At 47.8% G+C, this 19,230-nt stretch carries 17 protein-coding genes; 14 read left to right on the top strand and 3 right to left on the bottom strand.

From position 1 onward, the window contains the following. Positions 1–115 precede the first annotated feature (115 nt). The 7 genes from NQ565_RS06965 (at position 116) to NQ565_RS06935 (ending at position 6,230) form a co-directional block, all read left to right on the top strand. Entirely contained in the window at positions 116–1,381 is a 1,266-nt protein-coding gene (locus NQ565_RS06965; protein WP_005657854.1) for an MFS transporter, read from the top strand. Positions 1,382–1,390: 9 nt separating this feature from the next. Then, positions 1,391–1,972 carry a bifunctional nuclease family protein gene (locus NQ565_RS06960; protein WP_005657856.1) on the top strand — a complete coding sequence of 194 codons (582 nt, stop codon included), beginning with the start codon at positions 1,391–1,393 and terminating at the stop codon, positions 1,970–1,972. A gap of 6 nt (positions 1,973–1,978) precedes the next feature. Continuing rightward, entirely contained in the window at positions 1,979–2,677 is a 699-nt protein-coding gene (locus tag NQ565_RS06955) for a 16S rRNA (uracil(1498)-N(3))-methyltransferase (RefSeq protein ID WP_005657858.1), read from the top strand. A 6-nt stretch (positions 2,678–2,683) separates the two neighbouring features. Next, positions 2,684–3,784, top strand: a complete 1,101-nt coding sequence (locus tag NQ565_RS06950) for a DUF4836 family protein (RefSeq protein WP_005657860.1) — start codon at positions 2,684–2,686, stop codon at positions 3,782–3,784. 63 nt (positions 3,785–3,847) lie between these two features. After that, a complete protein-coding gene (locus tag NQ565_RS06945) occupies positions 3,848–4,492 on the top strand; it encodes an ATP-binding cassette domain-containing protein (RefSeq protein WP_005657862.1) in 645 nt (214 codons plus the stop codon). Between the two features lie 22 nt (positions 4,493–4,514). Then, complete coding sequence (locus tag NQ565_RS06940) at positions 4,515–5,717, top strand: hypothetical protein (RefSeq protein WP_005657863.1); 1,203 nt, start codon at positions 4,515–4,517, stop codon at positions 5,715–5,717. 240 nt (positions 5,718–5,957) lie between these two features. Then, positions 5,958–6,230 (top strand): hypothetical protein, encoded by a 273-nt coding sequence (locus tag NQ565_RS06935; RefSeq protein ID WP_005657865.1) that lies wholly within the window; start codon positions 5,958–5,960, stop codon positions 6,228–6,230. A gap of 208 nt (positions 6,231–6,438) precedes the next feature. On the opposite strand, the gene NQ565_RS06930 is transcribed toward NQ565_RS06935, so the two are convergent. Beyond that, the gene (locus tag NQ565_RS06930) at positions 6,439–6,591 is read right to left on the bottom strand and encodes a hypothetical protein (RefSeq protein ID WP_155817349.1); all 153 of its coding nucleotides are present in this window, start codon (positions 6,589–6,591) and stop codon (positions 6,439–6,441) included. A gap of 540 nt (positions 6,592–7,131) precedes the next feature. Here NQ565_RS06930 and miaA point away from each other — a divergent pair. From miaA to NQ565_RS06895, 7 genes are all read left to right on the top strand, one after another. Continuing rightward, the gene (gene miaA, locus NQ565_RS06925; protein ID WP_005657872.1) at positions 7,132–8,052 is read left to right on the top strand and encodes a tRNA (adenosine(37)-N6)-dimethylallyltransferase MiaA; all 921 of its coding nucleotides are present in this window, start codon (positions 7,132–7,134) and stop codon (positions 8,050–8,052) included. Between the two features lie 71 nt (positions 8,053–8,123). Next, complete coding sequence (locus NQ565_RS06920; protein WP_005657874.1) at positions 8,124–9,050, top strand: diacylglycerol/lipid kinase family protein; 927 nt, start codon at positions 8,124–8,126, stop codon at positions 9,048–9,050. A 52-nt stretch (positions 9,051–9,102) separates the two neighbouring features. Then, on the top strand, positions 9,103–9,903 hold the full coding sequence (gene kdsA / locus NQ565_RS06915; protein ID WP_005657876.1) for a 3-deoxy-8-phosphooctulonate synthase: 801 nt from the start codon (positions 9,103–9,105) through the stop codon (positions 9,901–9,903). A gap of 76 nt (positions 9,904–9,979) precedes the next feature. Further along, complete coding sequence (locus NQ565_RS06910; protein ID WP_040316358.1) at positions 9,980–12,799, top strand: M16 family metallopeptidase; 2,820 nt, start codon at positions 9,980–9,982, stop codon at positions 12,797–12,799. Positions 12,800–12,995: 196 nt separating this feature from the next. Continuing rightward, positions 12,996–14,483, top strand: a complete 1,488-nt coding sequence (locus NQ565_RS06905; protein ID WP_005657878.1) for a DUF5687 family protein — start codon at positions 12,996–12,998, stop codon at positions 14,481–14,483. A gap of 25 nt (positions 14,484–14,508) precedes the next feature. After that, a complete protein-coding gene (locus NQ565_RS06900; RefSeq protein ID WP_016661495.1) occupies positions 14,509–15,267 on the top strand; it encodes an ABC transporter ATP-binding protein in 759 nt (252 codons plus the stop codon). Between the two features lie 2 nt (positions 15,268–15,269). Next, positions 15,270–15,782, top strand: a complete 513-nt coding sequence (locus NQ565_RS06895; protein ID WP_016661496.1) for a C40 family peptidase — start codon at positions 15,270–15,272, stop codon at positions 15,780–15,782. Positions 15,783–15,923: 141 nt separating this feature from the next. Here NQ565_RS06895 and NQ565_RS06890 read toward each other — a convergent pair whose 3' ends face one another. Continuing rightward, a complete protein-coding gene (locus NQ565_RS06890) occupies positions 15,924–18,215 on the bottom strand; it encodes a GH92 family glycosyl hydrolase (RefSeq protein ID WP_005657881.1) in 2,292 nt (763 codons plus the stop codon). Positions 18,216–18,237: 22 nt separating this feature from the next. After that, positions 18,238–19,215, bottom strand: a complete 978-nt coding sequence (locus NQ565_RS06885; RefSeq protein WP_438839230.1) for a glycoside hydrolase family 130 protein — start codon at positions 19,213–19,215, stop codon at positions 18,238–18,240. Positions 19,216–19,230: the final 15 nt, after the last annotated feature.

Below are 19,230 nucleotides of genomic sequence, written 5' to 3'. Positions count from 1 at the left end.
TCCCGCCTTCCCTTTTTTTGATGCTTTATACATCGCCTTTTCCGATAATTTGTCTACATTTGCGTTTTATTAATTAGTTCAACTTCGAAAGACACGTTAATTTATAGAAAGCATTATGAGCATCAAGATTCGCTTAATCATTATGAATTTCCTACAGTTTGCCGTGTGGGGAGCATACCTCACATCAATGGGCAGTTACCTGGTAAACGTAGGCCTGCACGAGCACATCGGTATGTTTTACGCCATGCAGGGAATCGTATCGTTGTTTATGCCTGCCGTTCTCGGCATCATTGCCGACCGCTGGATACCGGCACAAAAGCTGTTAAGCTTCAGTCACTTCACCGCAGCCCTGTTCATGGCCGCAGCCGGATACTACGGCATGACGAAAGGTGCGGAGGTAGATTTCGGAACCCTGTTCACACTTTACTCGCTAAGCGTTGCTTTCTATATGCCTACATTGGCATTGTCGAACTCCGTGGCCTACACCGCACTCGACAAAGCCGGACTGGATACCATCAAGACATTCCCTCCCATACGTATTTTCGGCACAATCGGATTCATCTGCTCCATGTGGGTGGTGGACCTGCTCGGACTGCAAAATAATTACGGGCAGTTCTTTGCCTGCGCCATCATCGGAGTAGCGTATGGCGTATATGCGCTGACCCTGCCGGAATGCCCCACCAGCAAGGGCGACAATGCCAAATCATTGGTAGAGGCACTGGGCTTACGCGCCTTTACGCTATTCAAGCAGAAGAAAATGGCTGTTTTCTTCATTTTCTCCATGCTGCTGGGCGTTTCCTTGCAGATTACCAACGGATTTGCCAACCCCTACATCAGCAGTTTCGGCAGTATTCCCGAATATGCCGGCACTTTCGGAGTGCAACATGCCAACATACTGATTTCGCTGTCGCAAATATCCGAAACACTCTGCATCCTGCTGATACCTTTCTTCCTGAAACGCTTCGGCATCAAGCAGGTGATGCTGATTGCCATGCTGGCATGGGTATTGCGCTTCGGGCTCTTCGGCATGGGCAATCCCGGAAGCGGCGTATGGATGTTTGTACTTTCCATGATTGTGTACGGTGTGGCATTCGATTTCTTCAACATATCCGGTTCGCTGTTTGTTGACAGAGAGACCGACCGGGGCATCCGTTCCAGCGCACAGGGACTGTTCGTTATCATGACAAACGGTTTCGGTGCCACTATCGGCACACTGGGTGCACAGGCGGTAGTGAATCACTTTGTAGATTTCAACAGCAATGTCCCGCAGATAGCGCAATGGCAATCGGCATGGTACGTATTTGCAATCTACGCGCTGACCGTAGCAGTGGTGTTTGCCATCGTATTCAAGTACAAACACCATCCGGAAGATTTAAAGTAACTACAGCCGATGAACAAAAAAAAGATTGAGCTGCAAGTATTGAATATCTCAAACAGCCAGGCACAGGCCGGCGCTTATGCCATGGTGCTGGGCGAGATAAACGGCATGCGGCAACTGCCGGTTATCATAGGCAGTGCCGAGGCACAATCCATGATGATTGAAATGAGAGGCATCGTTCCTCCCCGGCCGCTGACGCATACGCTGTTTGCCTCAGTTCTCAAGGTACTGGGGGCAACCTTGCTGCGCGTGCTTATTTACAAAGTGGACAACGGTGTTTTCTATTCTTACCTCTATATGAAAACGGAAGAGACCATCCTGCGCATCGACGCACGTACCAGCGATGCCGTGGCCCTCGCCTTGCGCATGGATGCCCCCATTTTCATATACGATGATATTTTAGAAGCCGAATGCCTGAAAACAGAGCACAGCATCACTCCCACCCAACAGACGGATGATGCCGCCGCAGATGCCGCTACACGGAAAAAGACCCTGAAACAATTAAAGGAAGCCCTTCAAAACGCCATAGACGCAGAAGACTACGAACGGGCTGCACAACTAAGGGATATTATCAACCAGCATAAGAAACCATAAACAATCATGCACGTATTCTACACCCCCGACATACAATCGCAAGCCGAACTGCCCGAAGAAGAAGCCGCTCACGCAGTCCGCGTACTGCGGCTGCAAACAGGCGACGAGGTAACGCTGACCGACGGCAAAGGCAACTTCTACCGTGCGGAAATCAGTACCGCCACGACCAAGCGTTGCCTTGTCAACATACTTGAAACCATCCCCCAAGCGCCTTTATGGAGCGGACACCTGCACATTGCAATGGCTCCCACCAAGAATATGGACCGCACGGAATGGTTTGCAGAGAAAGCCACCGAAATAGGCTTTGACGAACTGACTTTCCTGAACTGCCGTTTTTCCGAACGTAAAATAATCAAAACGGAGCGCATTGCCAAGATACTGGTATCCGCCATCAAGCAGTCGCTGAAAGCACGCCTGCCCCGCCTGAACGGAATGACCGACTTCAACCGGTTCATCAGCCAGCCTTTCGAAGGCCGTAAATTCATCGCGCATTGTTACGAAGGAGAAAAACCTTTATTGAAAGATGTTGTCCGTAAAGGAGAAGACGCGCTGGTGCTTATCGGACCGGAAGGCGACTTCAGTGAAGAAGAGGTGAAACAGGCCATTGAAAACGGATTCGAGCCCATCAGCCTCGGCCGTTCCCGACTGCGCACTGAAACGGCGGCACTCGTAGCCTGCCACATATTGAATCTACAAAACCAATAATACGATATGAGAAAGAGTATTTCCTTCTATTTGCTGCCGGTTTTATTAACAGTGCTATGCCTGAGCTCATGCAGCGAAACCGGGCAAAAAACAGAATGCACGCATGTAATCCCCGCCAATGCCACAGAAGTGGCGGCACTCGACCTAAAAAGCATCGTCGATAAAGCCGGATTGAATACCTCAGACAGCCGGGCCACCTTGCAGAAGTTCCTGGGGCTGCTCCTTGAAGGCGGGAGCGCCAACCTGAAACAAGAAGCGGAAACTCTTCTGAAAGACCCTGCCGAAAGCGGGATAGACTGGAACGCCCCGCTCTACGTATTCGAAGCCCCTACGCTGCACAACACGGCAATCACCCTGAAAATTGCCGATTTAAAGAAGTTTGAAGCCATGCTCCGGCTGCTTGTCCAGGAACAGTTGTGCACCGCCCCGGTCGAGGCCGGCGGTTACCGGAGCGTTGAAATAAAAGACGCAGGAGTACTGCTTGCCTACAACGACGGCACTCTGCTGGGAGTTTACGGCGGCAGTACGGAACAGTTGAAGAAGCTGCAACCCGCCATCACCGCCCTCATGCAACAACCTGCCGACAAAAGCATCCGCACCGGCAAATACTTCGCCCCGATGATGCAACAAAAAGGAGACATACGCCTGCTGGCAACTCCCGATGCCCTCCCCATGGACGTTCGCGGTGTACTGACCTGGCCGCACGGCACGCAACTGCTGGGTTATGTCCTGTTTGAAAACGGACGTATATACGCTACCTTGCAAAACGCCGATTTCAAAGGAAATACCAAAGAAAGCAACCAGCCTTTCCACCCTCAAAATTCGCGGGAGCTGCAACAGGCCATGCTGAACATGATGCACGGACGAGCCTTCAACATTTCATTGACCAGCAACGAATTGCTTACTTTAAGCAACCTGCGGGTGCTTATGGAATATGCTCCGAACGAACCGGAAGTCAACATCCTCTATCAACTGATTATGAAAATAGAAGAGCTGAACCTGCGGGGAGACAAGAACCGGACCAACTTTACGGTCGTTCTGAACGAAAAGAACGAGAATGCCCTGAAACAGCTTACCGACTTTGCCAAGTTGTTCATAGGGATGTAACCGGCAGCTGGCATTCAGCGATTTATATTCAGCACGCAATGCGTAATTTGTAAATCATAAGTAATGGACCACATTCATTTACAGCATACCCTGCCCCAGGTCTTTGCCGCCCGTGACACCGTCATTTCACAGGTGTGGCATCAGGACATCGTGTTCGACAAAGGAAAGCGCTATCTGATAGAGGCTTCCTCCGGCACCGGAAAATCCTCCTTGTGCAGCTATATCTACGGGTATCGGCGCGACTATCAGGGCATCATCAGTTTCGACGGACGCAACATCCGCTCATTCTCCGTCGGCGAATGGGCAGATGTAAGGAAACATTCGCTCAGCATCCTTTTCCAGGAACTGCGTATCTTCCCCGAGCTGACCGCCCTTGAGAACGTCTTGTTAAAGAACCGCCTGACCAACCATAAGAAGAAAAAAGAAATTCTCGCCCTTTTCGAAGCAACCGGCATTCCCGACAAAACCGACGAAAGAGCCGGCAAGCTTTCCTTCGGGCAGCAGCAACGCGTCGCTTTTATCCGCAGCCTTTGCCAGCCGTTCGACTTTATCTTCCTGGACGAACCCATCAGCCACCTGGACAACGACAACAGTGCCATAATGAGCCGGTTGCTCATGGAAGAGGCGGGCAAGCAGGGAGCAGGCATTATTGTCACATCCATCGGGAAGCACCTGGAGCTCGAATACGATGAAACCTTCCGCCTATAACGCATAAACCATTATCCGCACCATGAACAGACTTGTTTGGAAACTTCTCCGCCAACATATCAGTATAGGCCAGTTGACCGGCTTTTTCCTCGCCAACCTCTTCGGCATGCTGATTGTATTACTGAGCGTACAATTCTACCGGGATGTACTCCCCGTTTTCACGCAGGGAGACAGCTTCATGAAAAAGAATTATATCATCGCCACAAAGAAAATCAGCGCACTCGGCAGTTTTACCGGAAGAAGCAACACCTTCTCCCCCAAGGAAATCGAAGAGATGAAAGAACAGTCTTTCACCGAAAGCGTGGGCGCCTTCACCCCTTCCTTGTTTAAAGTATCCGCAGGCTTAGGCATGCAGGAAGCCGGAATACATCTTTCCACCGAAATGTTTTTCGAGTCCGTACCCGACGAATATGTAGATGTCAGCCTGGATAACTGGCATTTTGACGAGTCCGCCCAAGTCATTCCCATCATCATTCCCCGCAATTACCTGAATCTGTATAACTTCGGATTTGCACAAAGCCGTAACCTGCCGAAACTCTCCGAAGGCCTCATGAGCCTGATACAGATGGACATCATGCTACGGGGCAACGGACGTGCAGAGCAGTTCAAAGGTAAGATTGTAGGGTTCTCCAACCGCCTGAATACAATTCTTGTTCCCCAGGCATTCATGGACTGGGCAAACCAACGTTTCGCCCCCGGCAAAGAAGCCCGGCCTTCCCGCCTCATCGTCGAGGTAAAGAATCCTGCCGACACAGCCGTCAGCGACTATTTCCAACAGCAGCACTATGAACCCGAAGGCGACGGACTGGATGCCGGAAAAACGACGCATTTCCTGCGCCTCATCACCGGTATCGTCATGGGAGTAGGATTATTCATCAGCATTTTATCCTTTTATATCCTGATGTTAAGCATCTTCCTGCTGTTGCAAAAGAATACCGTAAAATTGGAAAATCTGCTTCTGATAGGCTATAGCCCCAATCGTGTGGCGCTTCCCTACAATATCCTGACCTGCGGCTTGAATCTGGCGGTACTGGTATTGTCTGTCGGCGGAGTGGCATGGGTGCGCAGTTACTATACGGAAATTATCGGCACGCTCTTTCCGCAATTGGAGACGGGGACACTGCTCCCATGCTGGACAGCAGGTTGCCTGCTATGCCTCGCAGTATCTTCATTGAATATTGTAATGATACGTAGAAAAATCATGAGTATTTGGAAAGGAAGATAAGCGGACCGGTGACTTATATTGCAGGTGCAGCTATCTCTCAGGCTCCACAAAGTACGTATCAAAGCAGACTGAAAGCAAGCAATCCCCTCTTGTTTTGAGATTTATCCCTCGTGTCCACCCCTGAAACAACCGGGAATAATCAGAAAACAAACCGTTGAAAACCCCGCTTTCCCTCATGGATTTTATGCCTTTGCAAGGTGTAAAACTTCGTTTTGCAGTTGCGGGCCGAAGAGCCTGCATATGCGGGCCCGACAGCCCGCAACCGGCAACCGCCGGGCCTGCAACTGCAAAACGGGGTTTTACCATAAGCATAACGACATTTTGCAGGGTCCGGACAAACAAAAACAACGAAGCAAAGCGCTGTTTATCTTCCGGCTTTCCCCGAACAGCCCGTGGAGAATATCCGAATTTATACGCAAGAATTACAGTGGAATTACGGGACTTATGCAGGACAATACGCTGGACGACCTCAATCTGCCGATGGAAAAAGGTATTTTAACAATATTGGAATAAGGAACGTACAAGACGTTTTTAAAGCTGTTAATCAATGCATTACTAAATAAAAAGCAACGGAATGTAGCCCAAAAGCGGTGACGACCGATGTTTGGTCGTCACGGTTATAAGGTGTCTTATAACCGTACAACTCCCATATAATCAGCTAATTGAAGTCAAAAGTGACGAGTGATGACAAATGTACCATTATTTGCCGGTTGAGCTTGGGTTATTTTACGCTTACATTGCTAATGAATTCATTTGTCACTGCCTCTTTCAAATCGCGCATCTTCTCTCCGCCGCGTTCTTTACGGCTACGGAAAATATCTACTTCGTTTTGAAAAGGAATACGCACAACCTGCCTCGCACACTCAATAATCAAGAACTTTTTAGCATCCTTTCTGCTTTCAAACCGATATTACCGGGGCGGCGGTTCATTCCGTATTTTTTGGGAAAGATAACTGTTTCAACTGTTAAAACAGTTTGTCTATTCCATTTTTTCTGCAAGGAACAATAAAGATGGCTGCCGTTACGGGAACTTTGTAATCCAGCGTAACTTTGACAGCCTCATCCAAAGGTTGTCCCAATACCACTCATTCCGTCTTTTCCAGAACAGCATAAGGAAAGTATAGAGCAAAAAAAAGGAGTACCGCTGTACTCCAACCTTTGTTAACCTTAAATCTAATACTATGAAAAACACATTGCAAAGATACGGACATTTGCTAAATCTGCAAATTATCCAAAGGAAAAGATATGTTTTATAACACCTTTTAAGAAGAAGGACGTTTTTTTTACTTCCTTTTTCAGATATACGCTTTAAATGTAAAGAGAAATTATATCCTCACAGAATAAAATGAACCGGTTCTTTTTATCTACCCGCAAATTGCATTATCTTTGTAAACGAATTACAAATACTTAGTATATGCCTGACTATGATTTAATCGCCATATTAGGCCCTACAGCATCCGGCAAAACTCCATTTGCCGCCGCGTTGGCAGCAGAACTCAATACGGAAATCATCAGTGCCGACTCCCGGCAAATATACCGGAGCATGGATCTCGGTACAGGAAAAGACCTGGCCGACTACATTGTAAACGGCAGACAAGTACCTTACCACCTTATTGATATAGCCGACCCGGGATATAAATACAATGTATTTGAATACCAACGCGATTTCCTAACCGCCTATGAAAGCATTAAACAAAAAGGCTGCCTGCCCATTGTATGCGGCGGAACGGGAATGTATTTGGAATCCGTACTCAAGGGATACAAACTACTGCCTGTACCCGAGAATCCGGAATTGCGCAACCGCCTGGCCAATAAATCACTGGAAGAGCTTACCGAAATATTGCAAACCTATAAGAGCCTGCACAATACAACGGATGTAGATACCGTGAAACGGGCCATCCGCGCCATTGAAATCGAAGAATATTATGCTCATACTCCGATAGACGCGCGCTCATTTCCACAACTGAACAGTCTCATCATCGGCGTAGACATAGACCGGGAACTTCGGCGTGAGAAAATTACCCGTCGCCTGCGCCAACGATTGGACGAAGGAATGGTAGATGAAGTACGCCGGTTGATAGATTCAGGCATTTGTCCCGACGACCTCATTTACTACGGACTGGAATACAAGTATCTGACACTTTACGTCATTGGCAAGCTGACCTATGATGAAATGTTCAGCCAACTGGAAATAGCCATCCACCAATTTGCCAAACGCCAGATGACCTGGTTCCGGGGGATGGAAAGACGAGGCTTTACTATCCATTGGATGGACGCCCGGTGGCCCATGGAAGAAAAGATAGCTTTTGTAAAGTCAAAACTCAAAGAGATTTAGTATCTTTGACGGCAACACCGCTTAAGCGGCAGATTTATGAAAATGTTGGACCGATTGAAAGAAACGGATATATGAGTGTAGAACCCGATAAATGGGGCGTAATCTATAACCCCAAAGCCGGAACGCGCAAAGTGCAGAAACGGTGGAAAGAGATTAAAGCATATATGGACAGCAAAGGCGTGTCTTACGATTATGTGCAGTCCGAAGGGTTCGGCTCCGTAGAACGTCTGGCAGGCATACTTGCCAACAACGGTTACCGCACCATTGTCGTTGTAGGAGGTGACGGTGCACTGAACGATGCAATCAACGGCATAATGCTTTCCAACGCGGAAGATAAAGAGAACATCGCTATCGGCATTATCCCCAATGGCATCGGCAATGACTTTGCCAAATATTGGGAAATGAGTTCGGAATACAAGGAAGCCGTAGATTGTATCATAAATAACCGTCGCCGTAAAATAGATGTCGGCACATGTTATTACTATGACGGCCAAAAACACATGACCCGCTATTTCCTGAATGCCATCAATATCGGTCTTGGAGCCCGCATTGTAAAAATCACCGACCAATGCAAGCGCTTCTGGGGGGTAAAGTTCCTTTCTTATTTTATGGCATTCATCTCCTTGATTTTTGAGCGGAAGTTATATCGTATGCACCTTAAAATAAACGGCGAGCATATACGCGGGCGCATTATGACGGTGTGCATAGGCAGTGCATGGGGATACGGACAGGCACCCAGTGCAGTACCTTACAATGGCTGGCTGGATGTATCGGTTATCTACCGCCCCGAACTGTTGCAACTCTTTTCGGGAATATGGATGTTGATGGAAGGACGGATTCTAAACCATAAAGTGGTAAAACCCTACCGTACCCAAAAGATAAAGGTATTACGTGCACAAAATGCTTCCGTCGATTTGGACGGACGTATCCTCGACCGGCATTTTCCATTGGACATCGGTGTGCTGCACGAAGCGATAACATTGATTATACCCAACTGAGATATGAACTTTTCATAGCTCGTAATCCATAACTCATAATTCAAAAAAACGTATGATTGAACTGATAAATAATCCTGCCGGAAACTTCTTTCTGCTGGCAGGTCCTTGTGTTATTGAAGGAGAAGATATGGCAATGCGCATTGCCGAACGCGTAGTAGCTATTACCGACAAACTGCAGATTCCTTACGTATTCAAAGGCTCGTACCGTAAAGCCAACCGCTCGCGTCTGGACTCTTTCATGGGTATAGGTGATGAAAAAGCCCTGAAAATCCTAAAAAAAGTGCACGACACATTCGGAGTACCCACCGTAACAGACATCCATGCCGCCGAAGAAGCTGCCATGGCAGCCGAATATGTAGATATTCTGCAAATCCCTGCTTTCCTTTGCAGACAAACCGACCTGCTGGTAGCCGCAGCCAAGACCGGCAAGACCGTCAATATAAAGAAAGGACAGTTCCTCTCTCCGCTTGCCATGCAATTCGCTGCAGACAAGGTGGTGGAAGCCGGCAATAAGAACGTGATGATTACCGAACGCGGGACAACCTTCGGCTATCAAGACCTCGTAGTAGACTATCGCGGAATACCGGAAATGCAAACCTTCGGCTTCCCCGTCATACTGGACGTCACCCACTCCCTGCAACAACCCAACCAAACCAGCGGCGTTACAGGCGGTATGCCTCAGCTGATTGAAACCATAGCAAAGGCAGGCATCGCAGTAGGCGCAGACGGTTTGTTCATCGAAACACACGAAAATCCCGCCGTAGCCAAAAGTGACGGTGCCAATATGCTGAAACTAGATTTACTGGAAGGACTTTTAACCAGATTAGTACGCATCCGGGAAGCAATCAAATAAAAAAACAAGACTCTTTTGTGATTTATTATTTATCACTTCGACAGATAAGGCAAAAACATTTTAAAATCAAATAATGATGAAACATTTATTACGTAACTTATGGATTGCCGCATTAATCGTATGCTGCAACTTCCAACAGGTATCTGCGCAACAACTGCCGCCTATTCCTATCGATCAGGATGTACGTATCGGTAAGCTGGACAACGGGTTGACCTATTACATCCGTAAAAACAGTCTTCCGGCTAACCGCGCCGACTTCTACATTGCCCAAAAAGTAGGCTCCATACAAGAAGAGGACAACCAGCGCGGTCTTGCCCACTTCCTGGAACACATGTGTTTCAACGGAACGACTCACTTCCCCGGAAAGTCCCTGATACAATACCTGGAACGCATCGGCGTGAAGTTCGGTGAAAACCTGAATGCCTACACGTCCATAGACGAAACGGTTTATAACATTTCCAATGTACCGGTCAATACTCCGGGTGCTATCGACTCTTGTCTGCTGATTCTTCACGACTGGAGCAACGACCTTATTCTGGATCCCAAAGAAATAGACAAGGAACGCGGCGTTATCAATGAAGAATGGCGTACCCGCATGAGTGCCATGCAACGTTTTCAGGAGAAAATGCTTCCCGCCATGTTTGCCGGAACAAAATACGCCAACTGCTTCCCTATCGGAACTATGGACGTTGTAATGAACTTCAAGCCTCAGACTTTACGAGACTACTATGAAAAATGGTACCGTCCCGACTTACAAGGTATCATGGTGGTAGGTGACGTTGACGTAGATGCCACTGAAGCCCTGATTAAGAAGATGTTTGCAGATATTCCCGCCCAGCCCAATGGTGCCAAACGCGAATACTACCCGGTAAACGATAATAAAGAACCTATCATATTGGTTGCACGTGACAAGGAACAGCCTTATGTGCAAACCTTTATCTTCAATAAGCACGAAACAACTCCCAGAGAGGAGAAAAGCAACGTGGGTTATCTGATGCAAGACTATGCAGCAACACTGATTACCAACATGTTGAATGCACGTCTGAACGAATTGCTCCAGGCAGCTAACCCGCCTTATATCTATGCTGCAACCTATGACGATGACTTCTTCGTGGCCAAGACCAAGGATGCTTTTACCGGAATTGTAGTCTGCAAGGAAGATGCCATTGAAAACGGTATCTCAACCGTTCTCCGCGAAATCGAGCGTGCACGCCAATTCGGCTTTACCGAAACCGAGTACAGCCGTGCCCGTGCAGAATATCTGCGCCATCTGGAATCGGCTTTCCAGGAACGCGACAAGCGTAAGAATGAAAGCTATGTAAAGGAATATGTCCGTCACTTCCTCGACAACGAACCTATCCCGGGCATTGCCAACGAATATACCATCATCAACCAGATAGCACCGGCTATTCCCGTAACCGCCCTGAACCAGATGATGCAGCAAATGGTGACAGACAGCAACCAGGTGGTAGCCCTGTTCGGTCCTGAGAAAGAAGGCTTAAAGCTCCCTACAGAGGACGCTATCAAGAACCTTCTGAAAGCGGTAAAATCAGAGAAACTTACTCCGTATGTAGATAAAGTTTCTAACGAGCCCTTGATGAAAGAAGCCCCGAAAGGCGGTAAAATCGTATCTGAAAAGAAAGACGATATCTTCGGAACTACTATGCTGACACTGTCCAACGGAGTTAAGGTTATCATCAAAAAGACAGATTTCAAAGCCGATGAAATTCGTATGAAAGGTGTAAGTATGGGTGGTAGCTCACTCTTCCCCGACTCGGAAATCATCAATATCAACGGATTGGATGCAGTAGCATTAGGCGGTCTTGGCAATTTCAGCGCTATTGAACTGGAAAAAGTGCTGGCCGGTAAAAAAGCTTCCGTAAACTACGGAATCGGCGATAAGACAGAAGCCGTAACGGGCAGTTGCTCACCCAAAGACTTTGAGACAATGATGCAGCTCACCTATCTGACTTTCACAGCTCCAAGACGTGACGACAATGCTTTTGCATCTTATAAAAACCGCAGCAAGGCCGAATTGCAGAACATGGACCTGAACCCGAATTCTTCGTTCAGCGACTCCATCACGTCCACTCTTTACATGAAGCACCCCAGAACTCTGAGAATGAAAGCCGACATGGTAGACAAGATGGATTATGACAAGATTCTTTCCATGTATCAGGACCGTTTCAAAGACGCCAGCGACTTTACCTTTATTTTAGTAGGAAACGTCGATGTGGAAGCCGTGAAACCTCTGATTGAATCTTATCTGGGTGCATTACCCTCTATCAACCGCAAAGAAACATTCAAGGACAACCACATCGAAATGCGCAAAGGAATCTATAAGAACGAGTTTATCCGTCAGCAAGAGACTCCGAAGGTTAATAACTTCATCTCTTACAGCGGTACTTGCGCATACACGCTCCGCAACGATATTCTCATGAGTATGACCGACCAGCTCCTGAACTTAATCTATACGGAGAAAGTACGTGAAGATGAAGGTGGTACTTATGGTGTATATCCTATGGGACAACTTGTTAAATATCCTACGGAAAGAGCCGTTCTGCAAATCTTCTTCAATACAGCTCCCGACAAGCAGGACAAGCTGATGAAGATTATCTATGCCGAAGCGGAAGCTTTCGCCAAAAACGGTCCCGATGAAGCCAGCCTGAACAAAGTGAAAGAGTACATGCTGAAGAAACATAACGAAAATCTGAAAGAAAACGGTTACTGGCTGAACAGCATAGACGAATATCTCTATACCGGTATCAATCCGATAAAGGATTACGAGCAGATTGTCAATGGAATCACAGCAAAAGATATCCAGAAATTTGCCAACGAACTCCTGAAGCAGAAGAACCAAATCACCGTTTCAATGATCAGCCCCGAAAAGAAATAGGGGGTCTGCATCAGGAGTCGTAAAGTAGACCTTTAGCGTTGCAGAGTTGACCTTTAGAGGCGTAAAGTAGCTCTTTACAAACCGTACTATCAGCAGTCTGATTTTTCAACTCACAACCAAAGTCACAGTTTTCAAAAGGCTGCGTTGTTCGTGAAGCAGCGCAGCCTTTTTCATATACATTAACCATCTATCCATTATGAACCTCTTTATAGAATTACGCAAGCACGGAAAGTTGGCAGCCAAGCGAAACCCGATGTACGAGAAGAATAAATTCGGAAAATTCTGGATGTACTTCATGGCTGTATTCTGGGCCGGTTATCTGGTATTCTTCGGAACGAGTTTTGCCTTTGCTTTCAACGACGGGGCAACCGAAGCATATCATGTCCTGAACAGCGGGCTCATATTTATCCTCTGCCTGGATTTCCTGATGCGTTTTCCATTTCAGAAAACGCCTGCCCAAGAGGTAAAGCCCTATCTGCTGTTACCGGTAAAACGCAACCGTCTTATCGACTCCCTGCTGATACGTTCCGGATTGAACGGCTTCAACCTGATATGGCTGTTCTTCTTCGTTCCGTTCGCCATCATCAGCATCACCAGATTTTACGGCATAACGGGTGTACTGACCTATAGTATCGGAATATGGTTATTGATGGTGCTCAACAATTACTGGTTCCTGCTATGCCGGACATTGATGAACGAACGCGTCTGGTGGATAATCCTGCCTATACTGGCATACGGGAGTATCGCTGCCGGAATGTTAGTACCGGACAACAGTCCGCTATTCGACTGGTCCGTCGACTTAGGAGAAGGCTTTATCCTCGGACATCTTCTCACCTTCACCGGAGTATTTGCAGCTATCGTAGTGCTGTGGTTCATCAATCGCAGAGTGATGATAAAATTGATTTATAACGAAATCAATAAAGTAGAAGACACCAAGGTAAAGCATGTATCCGAATACAAATTTTTGGACCGCTACGGAGAGATTGGCGAATACATGCGGCTGGAACTGAAAATGTTATTGCGCAATAAAGTCTGCAAGACAGCCCTGCGCACAGTATTCCTGGTAGTGATTTCATTTACCTGCATTCTGAGCTTCACCGAAGCATACGACGGACAAGGTATGAAAAGCTTTATCCTGGTTTACAACTTTGTGATTTTCGGCATTCTGTTTTTATCAAGCCTGATGAGTTACGAAGGCAACTACATCGACGGGCTGATGAGCCGCAAGGAGTCCATCTACACACTGCTGCGTGCCAAATATATTCTGTACAGCATCGCCATACTCATCCCCCTGTTCCTGATGATACCGGCTATGGCAACCGGCAAACTGGCTGTACTGAGTTGCATCGGTTGGGCTGTATTTGTTGCAGGCTGTGTATATTTCTGCCTGTTCCAATTGGCCGTATACAATAACAGGACAGTGGATTTGAACGCCAAAATGACCAACCGCCAGAACATGGGAACCGGATTGCAGAATCTGATTTCCGGAGCGGCATTCGGCGTACCTCTGCTTATGAATTTTATGCTGACAACCTTTTTCGGCCCCACAGTTACAGCCTGGATATTGATTGCCATCGGTGCGGGTTTTATATTGACATCCCGCTTCTGGCTGAAGAATGTATACCACCGCTTTATGAAGCGGCGCTATAAGAACATGGAAGGATTTAGAGACAGCAGACAGTAAGATTTACAATTTAAGATTTATGGCTATGATTCAGATAAGTAATTTGCAAAAGAAGTTCGGCGAAAAGACCGCCGTAAATATCGACAACTACCTCATCAATCAAGGTGATATGCTGGGCTTGGTAGGAAACAACGGAGCCGGAAAGACCACCCTTTTCCGGCTGATATTGGATTTGCTGCAAGCCGACCGCGGAAAGGTCACCATCAATGATATAGACGTATGCAAAAGCGAAGACTGGAAAAACTTTACCGGCGCTTTCATAGACGACGGTTTCCTGATAGACTATCTTACGCCGGAGGAATACTTCTACTTCATCGGCAAGATGTACGGACTTAAAAAAGAAGAAGTAGACGGACGCATCGCTCCTTTCGAGCGTTTCATGAACGGTGAAGTCATGGGACAAAAGAAATTCATACGCAACTTCTCCGCCGGAAACAAGCAAAAGATAGGCATCATCTCCGCCATGCTGCATCATCCGCAACTACTGATACTTGACGAACCTTTCAACTTCCTCGACCCCAGTTCGCAGTCCATCATTAAACAACTGCTGAAAAAATATAACGAGGAACACAAAGCAACCGTCATCATTTCCAGCCACAACCTCAATCATACGGTAGATGTATGTCCGCGCATCGCCCTGTTGGAACACGGAGTCATTATCCGTGATATACAGAACGAAAACAATTCAGCCGAAAAAGAATTGGAAGCTTATTTCAATGTCAGTGTCGAAGAAAACATTGAAACTGAAACTAATACTGAAGAAGAAACACTTACAGAGGAATAAATATGAAACACTCCTTTTCCTGTATAATTGCCTTGACCGGGTTAATATTCTGTTTAAGTTCCTGCCATACTGCCGCTCCCCGTCTCGACTATAAAGCATTGGCACAAGCCTCTGTACGCCTGGGTATGGATATCGGACTGACAGACAACCACAAGCTGTACGTCAATGCCGCCGAGTGGATAGGCACTCCCTACCGTGCCGGCGGCGACAGTAAACATGGAACGGACTGTTCCGGCCTGGTATCCCAACTTTATAAGAAAACCTACCGCATACGCCTGTCGCGCAGCACGGACGGCCAGTTGAAAGAAAGCAACAGGATAGCCCGCCGCAACCTGCGCGAAGGCGACTTGGTATTCTTTACCAGCCGGGCGTCACGCAAGAAAGTGGCACATGTAGGCATCTACCTGAAAGACGGCAAATTCGTTCATGCCAGTACCGGACAAGGAGTCATCGTGAGCAGCCTCAAGGAAGATTACTATACAAAGCACTGGCTCTGCGGCGGAAGAGTGAAATAAGACTCCATCCAACATTAAAAAAAGGGTATGCCTAAAAGAAAGTTCACTTATTATTTGTGTCCTTTAGGCACGGATTACACGGATTTCACAGAAGAAGAATAAAGTAAATCTGTGAAATCCGGTTACGTATCATCCGATTCGTCAACGTAACACAAACCGTAACTTTCCACCCTCTACCAGCTCCTGGTGGCTGATTCGGAAACGTGACAGTCTTTTTCCTCCTAACTCCATTTCACGGATATAAAGCGAATCGTCCGAAGGACGCTCCGTTTCTATCACCAACTGCTCACGTCCCCACACTTCGGCATCAAGACGGATGGTCACTTTGTCGAACACCGGTGTGGAAAGCGTGTAAGACGGTTCGCCCGGACAATCCGGATAGAAGCCCATCATATTGAAGATGGCCCATGCAGACATCGTTCCGGTATCATCATTGCCGGGAATGCCATCGGGGGCATTCTTGAAATACTTCTGCAAAAGACGGTGTAACTCCTTCTGGGTACGCCACTCCTCTCCCTTGAAATAAGAGAACAGATGCGCATAAGCGATGTCCGGCTCATTGGCAGGGTCGTAAAGCCCCTCATCGAAAACACGTTGCAACTTGTCTACGAAAGCCTTCTTCCCGCCCATAAGTTGCGCCAGCCCCTTTACATCGTGGGGAACATAGAAAGTATAGTTCCATGCACACCCCTCATGAAAGCCCGGATTAGGTTCAAAGTTTTCGCCCTGCCTCGGGTCAAACGGAGCATAAAACTCACCATTCGGCAAGATAGGACGGAATGTGCCGTACTCCTTGCTATAATAATGCTTATATCCCAAAGAACGGTTATAGAAAAGACGGGCATCCTCCTTGTAGCGGCGTGCTTTTTCCTTCTGTCCTTTCACCTCGGCATCCTTGGCAAGCGCCTCTGCCATGCGCGAAAGGGCGTTATCGGCTATGTAGTACTCCAAAGCATGCGATACGGAGTTGTCGTACTGCTCGCGCAAAGGTACATACCCCAATGAAAGATAATCGTCATTATCCGGTCGCAGGAGATTTTCCGCTCCCGGCAATACAGCCCCTTTACGCATCGCCTCATAAGCCAGCTCCACATCGAAGCCGCGCAAACCTTTCAGCCAGGTATCCACAATGACCGGTATAGAAGGGTCGCCCTCCATCGTCAATGTCTCGCGTCCATAGAGTTCCCACTTGGGCAACCAGCCATGCTCACGGTACATGTCGAGCATGGAACGCACCATTTGCAGTTGCCGTTCGGGATACACCAGCGTAAGAAGCTGATGCACATTACGGTAAGTATCCCAAAGGGAGAATACGGTATACCGGTCGCCCTTTGCCGTAAGAATCCGGTTGCTTTCCATTGCCGGATATTGCCCGTTGACGTCCTGCAAAAGGTTGGGATGTATCAGCGCATGATAAAGCGCCGTATAGAAAACAATCTTCTGCTCGTCCGTCCCGCCTTCCACAATGATACGCGACAAATCGTCGTGCCAGCGTTTACGGCTTTCCGCCAATACCTTGTCGAAGTCCTTGCCGGACTGCTCTTTGTCCAGATTGAGACGGGCATTCTCGATACTGACGAAAGAAACACCCATCTGCACTTCTATCTGCTCGCTCTCCCCGGTATCGAATGTCAGAAAAGCGCCGATATCATCGCCCGCCAGTTCCTTGCGATAACCGGTATACAATTTATACTTGCCATTGTCCGGATCCCATTCGGCCTCCACGCCTGTCATGGAGCGCTGTTTTTTCCAATAACCGGTTTTGAGGGGAGTTTTGTTGACACGCATCACGAAGTAAATAGGAAATACTGCCTGCGGATTATAGCAGAAAGTACCGAGCAACTTCATCCCCTCAAATTCACACTCTCCGGTTTGCCGCAGGAAAGCTCCGGTTTCATTGGTCAGTCCCTCTCCCAAGTTCAGCAGAATATGACTCCGGCCTTTTGGAAAAGTGAAGCGCGCCACACCGGTGCGCGGCGTGGCAGTCACTTCGGTCTTTACATTATAACGGGTAAGGAAATTAGTGTAATACCCCGGAGAGGCCTGTTCGTCTTCATAACGGCTGCCATACTCCTTGTAGTCTACGGAAAGCTCGCCCGTAGTGGGCATCAGCAGCAACGAACCAAGTTCGGGACATCCCACTCCACTGAGATTGACATGCGAATACCCGGTAAAGAAGCAGTTGTGATACTCATAGGGAGTGGACCACCAACGGGCATCCTTATCGTATTTGTTGTCCGCCGACCCCATCACGTTGAAAGGAACAACAGACATCATCCCGTTGGGGCAGACAGCTCCCGGATTGGTCGTGCCGAAGTTAGTCGTACCGATAAAGGGATTCACATAGTCTACAGGAGAAAAACTTTTCTCCGCAGCCGGAGACACAGCCAGCAGAACAAAGGCAAATACGCCGGAAAGGAATGCTCGTTTCATGGTTCTCAAAAGTTTATGTACATCAGATGATGCTTGTACGTTTGGTAAATTCTATAATTTCGGGAATATAGCCGAATGCCAGTCCGGTTACGGTATCGGCACAGCCATAGTATATGGCAATCCTGCCCGTTTCATTGTCGTGCAAAGCGGCGCACGGGAAACATACATTAGGAACATCGCCCATACATTCGTACGGTTCGCGCGGGGCAAGCAGATAAGGCCCTGAGCGGAACTTTACCTTCCACGGTTCGTCCAAATCGAGCAGAGCAGAACCGAAACTGTAAACATAACCGTTGCAGGAATGCAGCACGCCGTGATAAATCAGCAGCCAGCCCTCGGGAGTCTCGACAGGGATAGGACCTGCACCGATTTTGGTGCATTGCCATGCACTTACCTCAAAAGCGGCAGGTGACATCACATGGCGGTGGCGTCCCCAAAACTCCATATCGGGCGACTCACTGTAGAAAATATCTCCAAAGGGAGTATGCCCATTGTCGCTCGGACGGCTCAACATGGCAAAACGACCGTTTATCTTGCGCGGGAAAAGTACTCCGTTACGGTTGAAGGGAATAAAAGCGTTTTCCAACTGGTGGAACGTCTCGAAATCGAACGTATAAGCCACACCGATAGTAGGACCGTGATAGCCGTTGCACCAGGTAACATAATAGCGGTCTTCGATAAAGCACACGCGCGGGTCGTAGCCATACACCCATGTACCGATTTCCTCATCATCGCATTGGAACTTCAACGGTTCTTCCTTGATGTTCCAGTTTATGGCATCTTTACTGAACCCTACGTGCAGCCGCATGCGACGGTTAGTATCGTCGCAGCGGAATACTCCTGCAAACCCGTCGCCGAAAGGTACTACCGCACTGTTGAAAATACTGTTGGAAGTGGGAAGCAAATCACGCGGAATAATGGGGTTTGCCACACTGCGCCATAATACGTCCTTGCATCCTGCCGGACGTTCTTCCCAAGGAATAATAACTTTGCTACTCATACTCATTTCATTTTC

This window comes from Bacteroides stercoris ATCC 43183, assembly GCF_025147325.1.
Taxonomy (GTDB): domain Bacteria; phylum Bacteroidota; class Bacteroidia; order Bacteroidales; family Bacteroidaceae; genus Bacteroides; species Bacteroides stercoris.
Note: the sequence above shows the minus strand (reverse complement) of the source record. Positions and strands in the feature narration are given on the sequence as shown.

Excerpts from the sequence above, each read along its gene's own strand:
- NQ565_RS06900 (WP_016661495.1), top strand. The coding sequence starts at position 14,509 with ATGATTCAGATAAGTAATTTGCAAAAGAAGTTCGGCGAAAAGACCGCC.
- NQ565_RS06905 (WP_005657878.1), top strand. The coding sequence starts at position 12,996 with ATGAACCTCTTTATAGAATTACGCAAGCACGGAAAGTTGGCAGCCAAG.
- kdsA (WP_005657876.1), top strand. The coding sequence starts at position 9,103 with ATGATTGAACTGATAAATAATCCTGCCGGAAACTTCTTTCTGCTGGCA.
- NQ565_RS06965 (WP_005657854.1), top strand. The coding sequence starts at position 116 with ATGAGCATCAAGATTCGCTTAATCATTATGAATTTCCTACAGTTTGCC.
- NQ565_RS06950 (WP_005657860.1), top strand. The coding sequence starts at position 2,684 with ATGAGAAAGAGTATTTCCTTCTATTTGCTGCCGGTTTTATTAACAGTG.
- NQ565_RS06960 (WP_005657856.1), top strand. The coding sequence starts at position 1,391 with ATGAACAAAAAAAAGATTGAGCTGCAAGTATTGAATATCTCAAACAGC.
- NQ565_RS06890 (WP_005657881.1), bottom strand. The coding sequence starts at position 18,215 with ATGAAACGAGCATTCCTTTCCGGCGTATTTGCCTTTGTTCTGCTGGCT.
- NQ565_RS06940 (WP_005657863.1), top strand. The coding sequence starts at position 4,515 with ATGAACAGACTTGTTTGGAAACTTCTCCGCCAACATATCAGTATAGGC.
- NQ565_RS06920 (WP_005657874.1), top strand. The coding sequence starts at position 8,124 with ATGAGTGTAGAACCCGATAAATGGGGCGTAATCTATAACCCCAAAGCC.
- NQ565_RS06955 (WP_005657858.1), top strand. The coding sequence starts at position 1,979 with ATGCACGTATTCTACACCCCCGACATACAATCGCAAGCCGAACTGCCC.
- NQ565_RS06885 (WP_438839230.1), bottom strand. The coding sequence starts at position 19,215 with ATGAGTAGCAAAGTTATTATTCCTTGGGAAGAACGTCCGGCAGGATGC.
- NQ565_RS06895 (WP_016661496.1), top strand. The coding sequence starts at position 15,270 with ATGAAACACTCCTTTTCCTGTATAATTGCCTTGACCGGGTTAATATTC.
- NQ565_RS06910 (WP_040316358.1), top strand. The coding sequence starts at position 9,980 with ATGAAACATTTATTACGTAACTTATGGATTGCCGCATTAATCGTATGC.
- miaA (WP_005657872.1), top strand. The coding sequence starts at position 7,132 with ATGCCTGACTATGATTTAATCGCCATATTAGGCCCTACAGCATCCGGC.
- NQ565_RS06945 (WP_005657862.1), top strand. The coding sequence starts at position 3,848 with ATGGACCACATTCATTTACAGCATACCCTGCCCCAGGTCTTTGCCGCC.
- NQ565_RS06935 (WP_005657865.1), top strand. The coding sequence starts at position 5,958 with ATGCGGGCCCGACAGCCCGCAACCGGCAACCGCCGGGCCTGCAACTGC.